The 13,948-nt window shown below is 61.2% G+C and carries 14 protein-coding genes and 1 pseudogene; 11 read left to right on the forward strand and 4 right to left on the reverse strand.

Going from position 1 to position 13,948, the window contains the following annotated elements:
* Positions 1-4 precede the first annotated feature (4 nt).
* From QRN70_RS22315 to QRN70_RS22360, 10 genes and pseudogenes are all read left to right on the forward strand, one after another.
* Complete coding sequence (locus tag QRN70_RS22315) at positions 5-379, forward strand: type II secretion system protein (RefSeq protein WP_285420053.1); 375 nt, start codon at positions 5-7, stop codon at positions 377-379.
* The gene (locus QRN70_RS22320) at positions 354-893 is read left to right on the forward strand and encodes a type II secretion system protein (protein ID WP_285420054.1); all 540 of its coding nucleotides are present in this window, start codon (positions 354-356) and stop codon (positions 891-893) included. Before QRN70_RS22315 ends, QRN70_RS22320 begins: the two co-directional genes overlap by 26 nt.
* Positions 890-1,282, forward strand: coding sequence for a curli production assembly/transport protein CsgE (gene csgE, locus QRN70_RS22325; RefSeq protein ID WP_285420055.1), 393 nt, complete (start codon positions 890-892; stop codon positions 1,280-1,282). Before QRN70_RS22320 ends, csgE begins: the two co-directional genes overlap by 4 nt.
* Positions 1,279-1,710, forward strand: coding sequence for a curli assembly protein CsgF (locus QRN70_RS22330; protein ID WP_285420056.1), 432 nt, complete (start codon positions 1,279-1,281; stop codon positions 1,708-1,710). Before csgE ends, QRN70_RS22330 begins: the two co-directional genes overlap by 4 nt.
* A 29-nt stretch (positions 1,711-1,739) precedes the next feature.
* Positions 1,740-2,600 carry a CsgG/HfaB family protein gene (locus tag QRN70_RS22335; protein WP_285420057.1) on the forward strand — a complete coding sequence of 287 codons (861 nt, stop codon included), beginning with the start codon at positions 1,740-1,742 and terminating at the stop codon, positions 2,598-2,600.
* Between the two features lie 863 nt (positions 2,601-3,463).
* Positions 3,464-3,848: pseudogene (locus QRN70_RS22340) on the forward strand (DUF6124 family protein).
* Between the two features lie 236 nt (positions 3,849-4,084).
* The gene (relB, locus tag QRN70_RS22345; RefSeq protein ID WP_285420058.1) at positions 4,085-4,279 is read left to right on the forward strand and encodes a type II toxin-antitoxin system RelB family antitoxin; all 195 of its coding nucleotides are present in this window, start codon (positions 4,085-4,087) and stop codon (positions 4,277-4,279) included.
* A gap of 91 nt (positions 4,280-4,370) precedes the next feature.
* Complete coding sequence (locus QRN70_RS22350) at positions 4,371-4,877, forward strand: PAAR domain-containing protein (protein ID WP_285420059.1); 507 nt, start codon at positions 4,371-4,373, stop codon at positions 4,875-4,877.
* Positions 4,877-5,578 (forward strand): hypothetical protein, encoded by a 702-nt coding sequence (locus tag QRN70_RS22355; RefSeq protein WP_285420060.1) that lies wholly within the window; start codon positions 4,877-4,879, stop codon positions 5,576-5,578. Before QRN70_RS22350 ends, QRN70_RS22355 begins: the two co-directional genes overlap by 1 nt.
* 91 nt (positions 5,579-5,669) lie before the next feature.
* The gene (locus tag QRN70_RS22360) at positions 5,670-6,029 is read left to right on the forward strand and encodes a hypothetical protein (protein WP_285420061.1); all 360 of its coding nucleotides are present in this window, start codon (positions 5,670-5,672) and stop codon (positions 6,027-6,029) included.
* 384 nt (positions 6,030-6,413) lie between these two features.
* Here the strand turns inward: QRN70_RS22360 and QRN70_RS22365 are convergent, their stop codons facing one another.
* The 4 genes from QRN70_RS22365 to QRN70_RS22380 form a co-directional block, all read right to left on the reverse strand.
* A complete protein-coding gene (locus tag QRN70_RS22365; RefSeq protein WP_285420062.1) occupies positions 6,414-7,865 on the reverse strand; it encodes a curlin in 1,452 nt (483 codons plus the stop codon).
* Positions 7,866-7,891: 26 nt separating this feature from the next.
* Entirely contained in the window at positions 7,892-8,353 is a 462-nt protein-coding gene (locus tag QRN70_RS22370) for a curlin (protein ID WP_285420063.1), read from the reverse strand.
* Positions 8,354-8,426: 73 nt separating this feature from the next.
* On the reverse strand, positions 8,427-10,655 hold the full coding sequence (locus QRN70_RS22375; protein WP_285420064.1) for an Ig-like domain-containing protein: 2,229 nt from the start codon (positions 10,653-10,655) through the stop codon (positions 8,427-8,429).
* A 35-nt stretch (positions 10,656-10,690) separates the two neighbouring features.
* Positions 10,691-12,037, reverse strand: a complete 1,347-nt coding sequence (locus QRN70_RS22380; protein ID WP_285420065.1) for a hypothetical protein — start codon at positions 12,035-12,037, stop codon at positions 10,691-10,693.
* Positions 12,038-12,323: 286 nt separating this feature from the next.
* Here QRN70_RS22380 and QRN70_RS22385 point away from each other — a divergent pair, with 286 nt between their 5' ends.
* Positions 12,324-13,772, forward strand: coding sequence for a sensor histidine kinase (locus tag QRN70_RS22385; protein ID WP_285420066.1), 1,449 nt, complete (start codon positions 12,324-12,326; stop codon positions 13,770-13,772).
* Positions 13,773-13,948: the final 176 nt, after the last annotated feature.

Raw genomic sequence — 13,948 nt, forward strand, 5'->3', positions numbered from 1 at the left:
TCGCATGCGCCGCGAACAGGGTTTTACCTTGCTGGAACTGATGGTGGTGATGGCGATCATCGCGACCCTGATGACCATCGCCTTGCCGCGCTACTTCAGCAGCCTCGAGGCCTCGAAGGAAACCACGCTGCACCAGAGCCTGTCGGCGATGCGCGAGGCGCTGGATCACTACTACGGCGACACCGGACGGTATCCCGATTCCATCGAACAACTCGTCGAACAGCGTTACCTGCGCAGCGCACCGCTGGACCCGATCACCGAGCGCAACGATCAATGGGTGCTGGTCGCGCCGCCGGATGGCGTGGCGGGCGGCGTCGCCGACATCAAAAGCGGAGCTACCGGGAGGGCGCGTGATGGCAGCCAGTATTCCGAGTGGTGAGCGCGCCGGGCAGGGCGGTTTCACCTACCTGGGCGTGCTGTTCCTGATCGTGCTGATGGGCATGGGCCTGGCCAGTGCCGGCGAGTTGTGGGCCACCGCCGCGCGCCGCGACCGGGAAAAGCAACTGCTGTGGATCGGCACCCAGTACGCGCAGGCGCTGCGCAGCTATTACCGCAGTTCGCCGGGGCTGGCGCAGTACCCCAAAGAGTTGGTCGACCTGCTCGACGACGAACGCTTCCCGCAAGCCCGGCATCATCTGCGCCAGCTCTATCCGGACCCGATCGGTAAAGGTGAATGGGCGCTGCAACGAGGCTTCGACGGGCGCATCACCGGGATCAACAGCCCGTCGACCGAGGTGCCGCTCAAGCAGGCCGACTTCCCGGCGCAGTGGTCGGACTTCGAAGGCATGCAGCGTTATTCGGACTGGCAGTTTGTCGCCGAAAAAGCCTTCCTCGAGGGCAGCAACGGCCCGGCCAAGGGCCAGTCGGCACTGCCCCAGGCGTTGCAGCCATGAGCCGCCGGTGGTGGTGCGCGTTGTTCCTCGGCCTGCTGGCGTGCTGCGCCAGTGCCGGCGAGGAAGACGAAATGATGGGTTTCATCGTCGACGACACGATCTCGCACATCGGCCACGACTTTTACTACGCGTTCAGTGAACGCCTGCGCGACACCAGCCCGATGGATTTCAACCTGGTGGTGCGCGAGCGCCCCGACGCGCGCTGGGGCAGCCTGGTGACCGTGGAATATCAGCAACGCCTGGTTTATCGGCGCTTCCTGCCGCCGAACACCGTGGAACTGAAGGACGAGGCCTACGACGCCGCCGACTGGGTTCGACGCCAGGTTGTCCAGCGCAAGCTGGAGGCTCTGTTGCAGGACACCACCGACCTTGAGAAGGACGAACTATGAACACGACAACGTTCTCACGGCGCAGCGCAATGTGGATGTCGGGGTTGTTGCTCGGTGTCGCCAGTGCCGCGGCCGTCCAGGCCACCGAGCTGGTCTATACGCCGGTCAATCCGTCGTTCGGCGGCAACCCGCTCAACGGCACCTGGCTGCTCAACAACGCCCAGGCGCAGAACGATCACGACGATCCGGATCTCAAGAGCCGTTCGACCGTGGCCGGCACTTCGGCGCTGGAGCGCTTCACCAGCCAGTTGCAGTCGCGGCTGCTGGGGCAGTTGCTGGACAACATCTCCACCGGCAACACGGGGAGCCTGTCCACCGACTCTTTTATCGTCAACGTCATCGACGACTCCGGGGCACTGAGCATTGAAGTGACCGACCGAGCGACCGGTGAAGTTTCGGAAATTCAGGTGAACGGCCTCAACCCATGACGGGCTGACGGTTCCGGGGAGTGATGGACATGAAAAGAATAATCGCGCTAGGGCTGCTGTTGGCGACATTACAAGGCTGTGGACTGCGTGAGCCGATGCCGGCCGAGCAGGACACCGACACCCCGACCCTGACCCCCAGGGCCTCGACCTACTACGACTTGCTGAAAATGCCGCGGCCCAAGGGCCGGCTGATGGCGGTGGTGTACGGCTTCCGTGACCAGACCGGGCAGTACAAACCAACCCCGGCCAGCTCCTTTTCCACCAGCGTGACCCAGGGTGCGGCGTCGATGTTGATGGACGCGATGCAGGCCAGTGGCTGGTTTGTGGTGCTCGAACGGGAAGGGCTGCAGAACCTGCTGACCGAGCGCAAGATCATTCGTGCCTCGCAGAAGAAACCCAATACCCCGGTGAACATCCAGGGCGAGCTGCCACCGCTGCAGGCAGCGAACATGATGCTCGAGGGTGGGATCATCGCCTACGACACCAACGTGCGCAGCGGCGGGGAAGGGGCGCGCTACCTGGGCATAGACCTGTCGCGGGAGTACCGGGTGGACCAGGTCACCGTCAACCTGCGCGCGGTGGATGTGCGCAGCGGGCAAGTGCTGGCGAACGTGATGACCAGCAAGACGATTTATTCAGTGGCGCGCAGTGCCGGGATTTTCAAGTTCATCGAGTTCAAGAAGTTGCTCGAAGCCGAGGTCGGTTACACGACGAACGAGCCGGCGCAGTTGTGTGTGTTGTCGGCAATCGAGGCGGCAGTGGGACACATGGTGGCGCAGGGGATCGAGCGGCGGTTGTGGCAGGTGGCGGGGGACAGTTCCACGCCCTCTCAGGATGATGTCTTGAATCGCTATTTGACCCAGAACAAGGTGGATCCGGAGGCCGAGTGAACTGGGCGGCCTTTGCGCCGACCAGGTTCTCTGGGTAGTTTGGGTGAATATCCGTTTTTTTGGGTGTTGCCGCTGGCGGTTTCGCTCTTACAGCGAGTCCCTTTTGGCAAACGCCCCAAAAGGAACCAAAAGGTCTGGGCCCCGGCGTTCGGCCCCTCGCTGGGGCTCGGGGTTTCTTCGCTCCGGGATTCATCCGGGGGCATCGCCTCCGGTTTGCTTCGCTGCACCTCCTCTCGATGTGTTCGACTCCGTCGAACGGTCGCTGCGCTCCCACCCCCGGATAAATCCCTCCACTCAGCCTGCCGAAGGGGCTGGCACGTCAAAAGCGGTACTCGAGCTAACGCTCATTGAGTTGAGTGGGGCGGCTGCGCCGCGGGTTGGGGTGGTAGTTGGTTGTTGTTGATGTTGTTCCTGGCGCTTTCGGCGTTCCTGTCGCTCTTGTTGGTGTTGGTGTTGGTGTTGGTGTGAGCAGATGTATGTGTTTTCAAAACCCGAATTCAACTCGGTATTTCACGTCGGCGTACCTCTCCCAAACAACTCGATCGGCTCCCTATCCCTCCGGGAGAGGGCTGGGGTGAGGGCGCTCTTGATCTTCCGCGTTAATTGATCGTTCCCACGCTCCGCGTGGAAATGCAGCCCGGGACGCTCCGCGTTCCATTCTTGAATGTTTAAAAGTTGTGTCTGTTTTAACGGTCCTTCCCACAAGGTTTTCAGGTTGTCCGTCGGAAGCGCGGGCTCTAGCCTGTTTCGGTCGCTGCCAATTCAGCGATCGGGCCTGGAAACCCGTGGGAAAACAGAAACCAACAACCCCTTCGTCTGGAAACCGAATGGGCCAGCTTCACCCCTCAAACAGAGAAAACATCATGTTCAAACCAACACCCAACCCACCCGAAAATCAAACCAACCCCGAAACCGACCCAACCTCCCCATACACCTCCATCAACTCGAAAAAACTCCACAAAAGCCGCCGAACGCGCGCTGGACCATTATCTCTGCCCCGGCGCCCACATCATGGGCAGCGTCAACGAACCCGCCCCGATGTACCTGGCCAACCCGGTCTACAACACCGAATCCCTGCTCGCCAACGCCTGCGAGTCCCTGGGCTCCACCAGCGAAATGCTCAACACCTTCGCCGCCACCCTCGACCCCGCCCACCGCAAGACCTCCCTGGGCATCGCACAGATCCTCATGCTGAGTGAACTGGCCGTAAATCAGGCCTTGGATCACGTCGAGCTGAACGATGAATAGCTCGGTACAGAAACCAAGTCCCTTCGAATCAGAACATAGTCGACTTACCTTGGAGGCGATGGGCGATGTGGATGCTGATCGAGTGATTGACCATCAAACAGTGCTGGATTGGGTCGGTTCTTTGATCTGTCCGGAGAAACCATTAGATAGTCCCCAATAGCTTGAGAACCATCAGAAACAAAAAAGAACGCTATCCAAAAAGAGGTCGCGTTCTTCACTTTCAATCAGGAGCCACCATGGATGACCTGTTCTCCCCAATCGTTTCAGACTTCGATAGCGAAGAGCAGGCCGCCAGCTACGACCGCTGGTTCCGTGCCGAAGTCCAAGCGTCAATCGACGGCCCGCGTCCAAACATTTCGCATGAACAGGTAATGGCCGAGATTCAGTTATTGATGGAGGAAATGGAACGCAAACCGAAAATCTTAAGGTAGCGAGCAAGGATTCAATTCAAATATCGTTCGTTCAGGATGTATCAAAGTTCAGGTAAGATCCGTAGATAGTGATATTCAAAGGAGAGAATTGATGGCAGGAAAGCCAGTCGCAAGGCTCGGAGATCCAGGTAGTCACGGCGGAAATATCATCACTGGATCAAGCCCCATTTTTGTTAACTCAATGCCAGTGGCCTTGGTAGGTGATACCTATGCTTGCCCCGTTCACGGCAGTAACCCCATAACGACAGGCGCGCCCCATGTTTTCGGATTGGGGAAGGATGTTGCACATGTTGGCTCGCAAACAGCATGTGGAGCGACGATCACGGCTGGCTCACCGGATACCTTCGTTGGCGAGTCTGGTGGCGGTGCTCCCACCAGCTTCCTTTCGCAGTTTCTGAAAGAAAAGACTTTTGTCGAGTTCCATCTGCTTAACGAAAGAGATGTACCTCTCGCCAACGAGGCGTATGAACTGACACTTCCCGATGGAACCTTAATGACGGGCACCCTTGACGATAATGGTTTCATGCGTGTGGAAAATATTCCCAGAGGAAGTTGCAGCATAAAATTTCCGAAACTTGAAGATACGGAACATCTTTAATGGTTCAGCCTACTAAAACTACCAGCACAACCCAGACGGCAAAAAATGCAGGCACATCAGGGAAAACTACGAAGACCCACCAAATAGTCGTGTCGGGTGCCTACATGGAGGTTTTGATTGGTGGTCCTTACAAATGGGAAGGTGTAGATCATCCTTATGGACATGCAGCCTTGCACGTGGTTGTAGGTGGTAAAGATATTACATATGACTTTGGGCGCTATGGGCTAACTTGGGGGCCTTTCGATAGCGAAGGTGAAGGGCTATTGAACGTATGGACTTCTTTTAGAGGCTACATTGCCAATGAAAACCGTTATGGAAGGACAACGACTGGTTTCGTTTACTATTTAGATAATAAAAGCGCGGAGGCAGTGATTGCCCATTTCGCTGAGATCATTGCGGCTAGAAAGCAGTTGAGGGAAAAATTTCCGACCTCGACGCGTTATCTTCTTCAGAAAGACTATCACCCTACAACCAATAACTGCACGACCATGACGATGGAGGGAGCCAAAGTTTCCGGGAAGTCGATTGTCCAGAATCCTGGCCAGTATGCGGAAATGAGGGGGCTTTCATGGGTGGAGAGGCAAGCTACGCGTACTCAAAACCTCCCTAAAGATGGGATTTTCATGCCGGCAGATTTTCAGGCAATGCTTGAAGGGAATACGGAAACGCGCTATGACAAGAAAAATGTCTACAAAAAGTAAGCTGATTTCCTTTCTCGTGTGTATTTTGATTTTGGTCAATATCGCAGTATTGATATTTGTCTTGTTTAATGGATTTTCGAGGACGCAAAGCATGAAGATGATTAAGACTAGAGCGCCAATGCTTATCGGCGGGCGAGATGGTGACGAAAAGTATTATGTGCTACCTGCTGGGGCGACTGTTTATTACGATAAGAGCTTCTCGGAAGGGTTTAGTCGTTACATAGTTTACTTTAATCATCAAGGCCCTATTGTTGGTGATGAAGTTCCTATGGAGCCTAAGTATCAGGGCTCACTTGTTGACCCTCTTTGGCTGTCTGATGTAGACGCGGATACCCTGAAAGAAATCTTCAAGCGTTTCCCGCTTTCCAAAAAAGACGTCGCTGCCGCTATCAAGGCCAATGAAATAACCAAGGATGATCTGGCCGACATTGTTCGCTCGATGCCGGATTGACGGAGTTTTTATAGAAGCCTTCGGTAGATCCAACAGAAACCCACAAAAAACCGCGATCTCTCTCACTAGAGGATCGCGGTTTTTTGTGCCCCAGACTTACTGCTGTAATACTGCCGCCTGGTTAGCTGACCCGCACTGATGAAAGTTCGCAGTTTGCGTCATTCCGCCCCGGGCCACATACGCCACGTTCATGGTTTGATCGTTCCCACGCTTTGCGTGGGAACGCAGCCTCTGAGGCTCCGCGTCAAATGCGAGCTGGAACGCGGTGCGTCCCTTGAAGCATTTCCCACTGAGTCGGTTCGACGTGGAAACGATCAACGACTCAAATCTCAGCGCAAAAAAAACCGCGCCCCCAACAGATCGCGGTTTCCCAACACCCAACCCTTACTGCTGCAACACCGTCGCCTGGTTCGCCGAGCCGTACTGTTGAATGGTCGCGGTCTGGGTCATCCCGCTCTGATCGACGTTCGCCATGTTCCCGGTCCCGCCCTGGGTCACGTACGCCACGTTCATGCTGTCGGTCTGTTTGACGGTGATCTGGTTGTCGCTGCCGTACAGCTGCGCGGTGTAGGCCTGGTTGCCGCTGCCGGACTGGTCGAACTCGGCGCTGTTGCCGGTGCCGCTGGAGGAGCCCTGGACCAGGTTGGTGGTGCCGCGCTGGTCGGAGATGAGCAGGTTGTCGCTGCCGTTCTGGTCGAAGTACAGCTCGTTGTAGGCGTCGGCCTGGCTGACGGTGGTTTTGTTGCCACTGCCGGTCTGGTGCGTGGTCATGATGTGGCCGACGCCGTCCTGGGTGAAGCTGGCGATGTTGCCGTTGCCTGCCTGGGTGACGGTGGCGCGCTGGTTGCTGCCGAACTGGCCGCCGGCCTGCGGGCCTTTCCAGTTGCTGGCGTAGACCTTGTTGTCGTTGCCCACCGACGTGGCGTTGAGCACGTGGCTGTCGCCGTTCTGGTAGGTGAAGTGGACGTTGCCGCTGCCTTGCTGGTACAGCGCCAGGGTCGAGCCGATGGATTCGAACTGGTCGGCGTAGATGGCGTTGAGGTTGCCGACCTGCAGCACGCTGGCGACGTTGTTTTCGCCGTAGCTCTGGTCGACCACGGTTTCGTTGCTGTCGCCGTACTGGTTGACGGTGGCCTGGCTGGCCAGTTGGCTGTCCTGCCAGATCTCGGTGCCGTTGAGGTTGCCGAACTGGTTGATGCTGATGTTGCCGCCGGTGCCATTGCGCTGGTCGCCGTAGGCGTAGTTGCTTTCGCCGGCCTGGTTGATGCCGATCTGCCCGCCGTTGTGCAGTACTTGCTCGGCGGTGCCGTAGTTGGCGGTGCCGTACTGGATGATCAGCGAGTTGTTGCCGCTGCCTTCGTACAGTTGCTCGATGTTGGCTTCGTTGCTGTCGCCGAACTGCAAGGTCTTGCCTTCGCTGCCGTTCTGCGAGTCCTGGTAGATGAACGAGAAGTTGCCGCTGCCCTGCTGCTGTTGCAGCGCGGTGTTGGGTGAGCCGAAGCCCAGGGACTGGCTGGCGTGTGCGGTGTTGAAGGCGCCGCTCTGTTGCTGGGTGATGGTGCCGTTGTCTTCGTAGAGTTGTTCGGCGTAACCGGCGTTGTAGTCGCCGACGGCATCCTGGGTGATGACGCTGCTGGCGTGGTCTTGCACGGCGGCGGCGTCGTTGCCCTGACCGAGCTGGGTCTGGGTCGCGGTGCTGAACGGGGCCTGGGTCTGCTTCACATCAGCGATGTTGGCAGTACCGGCCTGGCTCTGGCTGGAGAGGCTGTCGTCGGCCATGGCCTGGGCACTGATCATGACCAGGATGGCGGCGGTGAGAGGCGTCAATTTGAACATGATGGAATCTCCGATGATTGCAGTGCTTAGCGGTATTGCTTGACCGAAACGCTCATGCCGTTGCCCGACTGGGTCACGGCGCTTTGCAGCCCCGTGCCGGCCTGCTCGATGCTGGCGTCGTTGTTGTTGCCGTTTTGCGCAATCTGCGCGCGGTTGTGGCTGCCGTTCTGGGTGATCGAGGCGGCGTTGCCGGAACCGTTCTGGGTGATCTGCGCCATCAGGTCGCTGCCCTGTTGCAGGATGTAGGCCTCCTGATTGCTGCCCGACTGCACGATCCGCCCGAGCAGCGACTGACCGTTCTGGCTCAGCAGCGCCAGGTTGGCCTGGCCGAGCTGATCGATCAGCGCCTGCTGGCCCACCGGCGCGGGCAACTCGCCGAGGTCGGCAGCGGGCGCCAGGTCATCGTTGTCCAGCAGATCGTCGGCGCGCAGGCCTGCACTGCTGCACAGCAGGAGCAGGCAAAGCAGGGCGGCGGTCGACGGTTTCATGGCAAAAGTCCTGTCTGGTGTTGATCGGTCCAGCGCCTTGCCGCGGCCACCCGGAAGTGGCCGGGGCGCGGCCTCACAGCGTGGTCACCGACACCGTGCGCACGGTGCCCTGGGACGAACGGATGGTCGCGGTCGGGTTGGCCGATGGCACCACCGTCGTGTTGTTCAGCGTCAGCCGCCAGCGTCCGGTGACCGGTACCGTCGTCGTGCCGAGCGTGACCACCCCGGTCGGGGTGCTGACCTGCACGGTGATGGTGTTGCCGGTGGTCACCGACGAGGTGCCGGCGAAGTCCCAGTTGAAGCGGTTGCCGGAGCGCGCCTGCACCGTCGAGGTGGTGATGGTGAAGGTCTCCGCCGCCGGCCGTGGCGACACTTGCACGGTGACCGTCGCCGGCGTCGACAGGGCGCCGAAGCTGTCCCGGGCGATGTAGGTGAAGGTCGTGGTGAACGCCGTGGTCACGGTGGCCGGTGGGGTGTAGGTGATCACCGTGCCGTCGGTGCTGACCGTGCCGCGACCGGCGGCGGGTTGGGTCAGGCTGGCGACGCCCAGCGGCACGTTGCCTTCCGGATCGGTGTCGTTGGCCAGGACGTTGATCGGGATCGCGACGCCCAGGGTGGCGACGCTGTCGGCGACGGCGGTCGGTGGCCGGTTCGGTGCGACGGTGATGGTCACGGTGGCCGGGTTGACCGAAGCCAGGCCTTTGACGTCCTGCGCCTTGTAGGTGAAGGTCGTGGTCAAAGGTGCATTCACCACAGCCGGCGGGGTGTAGACCACGGACGTGGTGCCGTTGAGGGCGACAGTGCCCTGGCCGGCGGCCGGTTGAGTCAGCGCGGTGATGCTCAGCGGTACGTTGCCGTCCGGATCGCTGTCGTTGCTCAACAGGCTGAGCGTGATCGGTACGCCGAAGCTGGTACTGCCGGTGTCGGCGACGGCCAGCGGCGCCTGGTTCTCACCGGTGTCCGGCGCGTTGCCGACCACCACCACCGCTTCGCTGTCGCTGCCGCCGGCGGCGGATTTCACCGTGACGGTGGCCGGTGGCTGGGTCAGGTCGGCGACAGTGATGCGTTGCAGGGTGCCGGATTTCGACAGGCGTCCGTAGCCCTGGGCGACCATGTCCGGGATCGCCACTTCGTCGGTCGACGTCGCTTCGATCAGCAGGCTGTGGTTGGCCCAGTTGTAACGTGCGGTCTGGATTTTCACCACGTCGGTGAGTTTGCTCGACACCGACGTCGGCCGGGTGGTGCCGGCCGGGTTGGTCGCGGTCACTACTACCACGGCAGGCAAGGTGCCGTTGCCCAGGCGCTGGCCGAAGAACAGGCCGTTGTTGTCACCCAGCAGGCTGGTCTGGCACGGCGTCGGTGGCGGCCCGGGCAGCAGCGCAATGCTTTCGCGGAAGCACAGGGTCGAGCTGCTGTCCGCCTTGGCGAAGACCTCGGCACGAATGCCGGACGAGGTCCGCCGGTAAGTGGTGCGGTCGATTTCCACGTGGGTTTGCTGGCGGCTGTCGAGGACCTTGCCGGCAACGGTGAACAGGCTGGTCTGGATCGTCCCGGCCGGGCCGGTGATGCGCACGAAGTTGGTGTCGAACGGGCTGCCGGTCACCGCTTCGGTGAGGTTCGGGTCGCCGACGAAGGTTTCGACGCCGCCGGTGTCCGGGTTCACTTCGGTGTACGGGCCGTTGACGCTGCGCAGGAACGGACCGATGGCGCCGTTCAGCGCACCGCTGAAGTTGCCCGGCGCACCGATGCCGACGTCCTTGGTGATGTTGATCGCGCGTCGCCCGGGTGTGGTGACGTTGACCGTTTCCACACCGTACGGGTGGGTGATGGTGTAGGTGCCGGCGACGGGCACGTTCACCCGGATGCGAATCCGCGCGAAGCTTTGCTGATCGCCATCAGCCGGGTTGCCCGAGGCGAATGCCGCTTCGATGCCGGCGACATACGCGTCCATGCCATAACCGGCGCCGTTGTTGGCAATGTTGGTTTCGGCGAGGAACCAGAAGGCTTCCGGCGGCCAGTTGTCAGGGAACACCATCGGCTGGCTGTCATCGAAGATGCCCGGCTCCGGCAGCAGGGTGCACATGTACGCCGGTGGCGTGCTGGCCGGCACCCGCGAGCTGGCGGCGCGCGACTGGCACAGTTCCATCGACAGCAGGTTATTGTCCTGGTACCACATCGGGAATTTCCCGGTGGCGAAAGTGTAGGGGCCGGGGTCGACGGCGGCGAGTTGCGCGTAGGCACTGCCGGTCAGCGAGAGAGCAAGCCCGAGCGCGTTGAGCGCAAAGCGTGGCCACTTGTTCATGATGCCTCCTGATGCGGATCTGGGCATGTGAGCGTTCATTGCACGATGACCACTTCTTCGGTATCGCTGCCGCCGTTGGACGACGTCACCCGGACCTTGGCCGGTGGAATCGGCGAGATTCCGGTGGCCAGGGTTTTCACCGCACCGTCGCCGCTCAGGGCACCGATGGCGGCGCCGCCGATGGCGGTTGCGGTGAGCACCGGCGGCGAAGTTTCGTCACTGGTCGAGGCGACGAGCGTCAGTTGCCCGGAACTCAGGCTGTATTCGGCGCGCTGGATCACCACCAGGTCGGTGAGGGCCATCGGCAGGGTGGTCGGCGTGCTGCTGGCGATGGCCAGGTGGTTGTCGGCGGTGACTTGCAGGGTGGTCGGCAAGGTCGGGTCACTCGCCGACTGCGCGTACCAGCTGCCGGTGGAGTCGGCCTCCTTGAGGTTGAGCACCGGCGTGGTGCTGGTGACGGCGACGGTGGCCGGCGCCGGCGGGGCCAGCACGAAGATGTCCTGCTGAGCCACGGGCGCGCTGCTGCCGGGCTTGCGTGAGTACGTGCTGCGCTGCGGGATCAGCGGCGTTGGCCGGACCACCGTGGACAACTTGCCGGACACCGCGAACACCGTGCTGCGCAGATCGATGCCGCCGGGGCCTTCGATGCGGATGAAGTTGGTGTTGAACGGACTGCCGGTCACCGCCTCGTCGAGGTTGGGGTCGCCGATGAATTGCTCGGCGGCGCCGGTCACCGGGTTGGTCTCGGTGTAGGGCCCGTTGACGCTGCGCAGGAACGGCCCGACGTCGCCCTTGAGCGCGCCGTCGTAGGTCTGTGGCGAGCCGATACCGATGTCGCGTGTCATGTTGATCGCGCGGCGCCCGGGGGTGTCGACGCTGAACACATCGACCCCGTACGGATGGGTGATGACGTAGGTGCCGGCGGTCGGCACGTCGACCCGGATGCGGATCCGCGCGAAGCTGATCTGATCGCCCTCCACCGGATCGCCGCCGCTGAACGCCGCTTCAATGGCCGAGCCGTAGGACAGGTTGATGCCCCGCGCCGCGTCGACAATCGCGCCGTCGGCGGTGAACCAGAACGCTTCGTCGGGAAAATTGCTGGGGAAGGACAACGGCTGCGCGTCGTCGAAGATCCCCGGCGCCGGCAGCAGCGAGCACATGTACGTTGGCGCCGCCGGGGTGCCGGGCACCCGCGAGCTGACGGCTTTGGACAGGCACAGGTCCAGGGTGCGACCGTGGGTGTCCTGATACCACGCAGCGAAATTGCCGTTGGCCGGTACGTAGGGGCCGGTGTCGACGGCGAACAGAGCGGCCTGGGCAATGCCCTGGGCCAAGGCGCTCACGACCAGGACGGTCGCGGTTTTGGACAGTAAAGGGTGCATGAGTTAAGCCCTCTAGCGAAGTACCTGCCCCCTGGGGGTGGGTCAGTTGCAGAGGGGTTTACAACTTCCATACCAACGCACTGCCAATCTTCCCGAGAGGCCCGTGGCACAGGCGCTGGCGAGCGAAGGGCAAGGTGACGGCGGCTGCGGCGATAGGGCGACAGTCCCCAGGATTGGGGGCTGTGGGGGACTGGCGTTGGCGGCGAGTTGCCGTTCACCCCCCGCATCCGGGCAAACACCCAACCGTGGGCTATAACCCTATAGGACGTATCGGGAAGTCGCCGCCATGAACATGCAGTCAGAAACGCTTCCGGTCGACGAGGCCAGCCTGCGCCTGGGTTCGCGCAAGCAGCCGTTCAACCTGCTGCGCTGGTTCTCGCTGATCAGCATGGCGGTGATCGGCACCGTGGCGATCGCGCTCGGGGCGGTGTCGACGCGTTTTGTCGTGGAGGAGAGCGTGCAGCGCGATGCGTTGCTCACCGCGCAATTCATTCAGGCCATCGCCTCGGCCGAAGTGCGCCACGTGTCGATTCCCAATGTGCGCACCATGGGCGAATTGCTCGATCCGCGCCAGGACAAGGATTTTCCCGAGGTCGATCCGGCGGCCCGGGCCAATGCCCGCGGTGAATTTCTCGATCACATCGAACACTTGCCGGACGTGATCCTCGCCAACGTCTACGCCCCCGATCGGCTGGTGATCTGGTCGACCAACCCGGCGCTGGTCGGCACGCGGATTCATGCCGATGAAGACCTCGACCGCGCGTTCGACGAACGGATTCCGGTGTCGGCCAGTTATCACGATGTCGACAAGGGCCGTGAAGAACAGAAATTCGTCGTGCCACCGGAGTACATCTTTATCGAGAACTACATCCCGTTGTTCGACGCCGAGGGCAGGAATGTCACGGCGATGGTCGAGATCTACAAAGAACCCAAGGATCTGATCAACCGCATGGAGCGCGGCCTGGCGCTGATCTGGCTGGCCACCGCGCTCGGCGGTGGGCTGATCTACCTGGGGCTGTACTGGATCGTGCGGCGCGCGGCGATCCTGCTGGCGGCGCAGCAGAAGCAATTGATCGCCAACGAAACCTTTGTCGCCCTGGGCGAAATGTCCTCGGCGGTGGCTCACAGCCTGCGCAATCCGCTGGCGACGATCCGTTCCAGCGCCGAACTGGCACTGGAGTTCGACGCCGGGCCGGCGCAGAAGAACATCAAGGACATCATCGGCCAGGTCGACCGCATGTCGAAGTGGGTACGCGAGCTGCTGCAATCGCTGCGACCGCTCAATGACGAGCCGGAACCGGTGAACCTGGTGGCCGCGCTGCACGAGAGCCTGCTGGCGTTCGAACAGCAGATTGCCCGCGCCGGTGTGCATGTGGTGTTTCATCCGCAACACACGCCCATGGTGTTGAGCCAGCCGGTGCAACTGGCGCAGATCCTCAACAGCCTGCTGGCCAATGCCCTGGAGGCCATGGACAAGGGCGGCACGTTGACCATCAGCCTGGAGTCCAGCGACAGCCGTGGCGTCAGCGTGGTGCTCAGCGACACCGGCAAAGGCATGAACGAAGAACAGCGCAGCATGGCCTTCCGGCCGTTTTTCACCACCAAGCAGGGCGGCCTCGGCGTGGGCCTGGTGCTGGTCAAGCGCATCATGGAACGCTTTGGTGGCGGCGTGTCCCTGGACAGCCGCGAAGGCGAGGGCACCACCGTGCGCCTGGCGTTCCAGCGCATCCAGTGAACGCGCAAATCGCATTGCGCGAAAAACTCTGAACTTTCCCCAGCAGTGGGTGTCAGGCCCCGGTCACCGGGGAGTGGGGACGACAACAGCGCTGCCAAGACCCTGTTACAAAAGGAAATAATTTTTTGGCGAGCTAATTGCAAAACACCATCACCCCTTCCTTGATGAGGCGGCTG

The sequence above is a fragment of the Pseudomonas sp. efr-133-TYG-5 genome, from assembly GCF_030209175.1.
Lineage (GTDB): Bacteria > Pseudomonadota > Gammaproteobacteria > Pseudomonadales > Pseudomonadaceae > Aquipseudomonas.

Coding starts and splice junctions, on each gene's coding strand:
- csgE (WP_285420055.1), top strand. CDS start 890: ATGAGCCGCCGGTGGTGGTGCGCGTTGTTCCTCGGCCTGCTGGCGTGC.
- QRN70_RS22320 (WP_285420054.1), top strand. CDS start 354: ATGGCAGCCAGTATTCCGAGTGGTGAGCGCGCCGGGCAGGGCGGTTTC.
- QRN70_RS22330 (WP_285420056.1), top strand. CDS start 1,279: ATGAACACGACAACGTTCTCACGGCGCAGCGCAATGTGGATGTCGGGG.
- QRN70_RS22375 (WP_285420064.1), bottom strand. CDS start 10,655: ATGAACAAGTGGCCACGCTTTGCGCTCAACGCGCTCGGGCTTGCTCTC.
- QRN70_RS22350 (WP_285420059.1), top strand. CDS start 4,371: ATGGCAGGAAAGCCAGTCGCAAGGCTCGGAGATCCAGGTAGTCACGGC.
- QRN70_RS22315 (WP_285420053.1), top strand. CDS start 5: ATGCGCCGCGAACAGGGTTTTACCTTGCTGGAACTGATGGTGGTGATG.
- relB (WP_285420058.1), top strand. CDS start 4,085: ATGGATGACCTGTTCTCCCCAATCGTTTCAGACTTCGATAGCGAAGAG.
- QRN70_RS22365 (WP_285420062.1), bottom strand. CDS start 7,865: ATGTTCAAATTGACGCCTCTCACCGCCGCCATCCTGGTCATGATCAGT.
- QRN70_RS22370 (WP_285420063.1), bottom strand. CDS start 8,353: ATGAAACCGTCGACCGCCGCCCTGCTTTGCCTGCTCCTGCTGTGCAGC.
- QRN70_RS22360 (WP_285420061.1), top strand. CDS start 5,670: ATGAAGATGATTAAGACTAGAGCGCCAATGCTTATCGGCGGGCGAGAT.
- QRN70_RS22385 (WP_285420066.1), top strand. CDS start 12,324: ATGAACATGCAGTCAGAAACGCTTCCGGTCGACGAGGCCAGCCTGCGC.
- QRN70_RS22335 (WP_285420057.1), top strand. CDS start 1,740: ATGAAAAGAATAATCGCGCTAGGGCTGCTGTTGGCGACATTACAAGGC.
- QRN70_RS22355 (WP_285420060.1), top strand. CDS start 4,877: ATGGTTCAGCCTACTAAAACTACCAGCACAACCCAGACGGCAAAAAAT.
- QRN70_RS22380 (WP_285420065.1), bottom strand. CDS start 12,037: ATGCACCCTTTACTGTCCAAAACCGCGACCGTCCTGGTCGTGAGCGCC.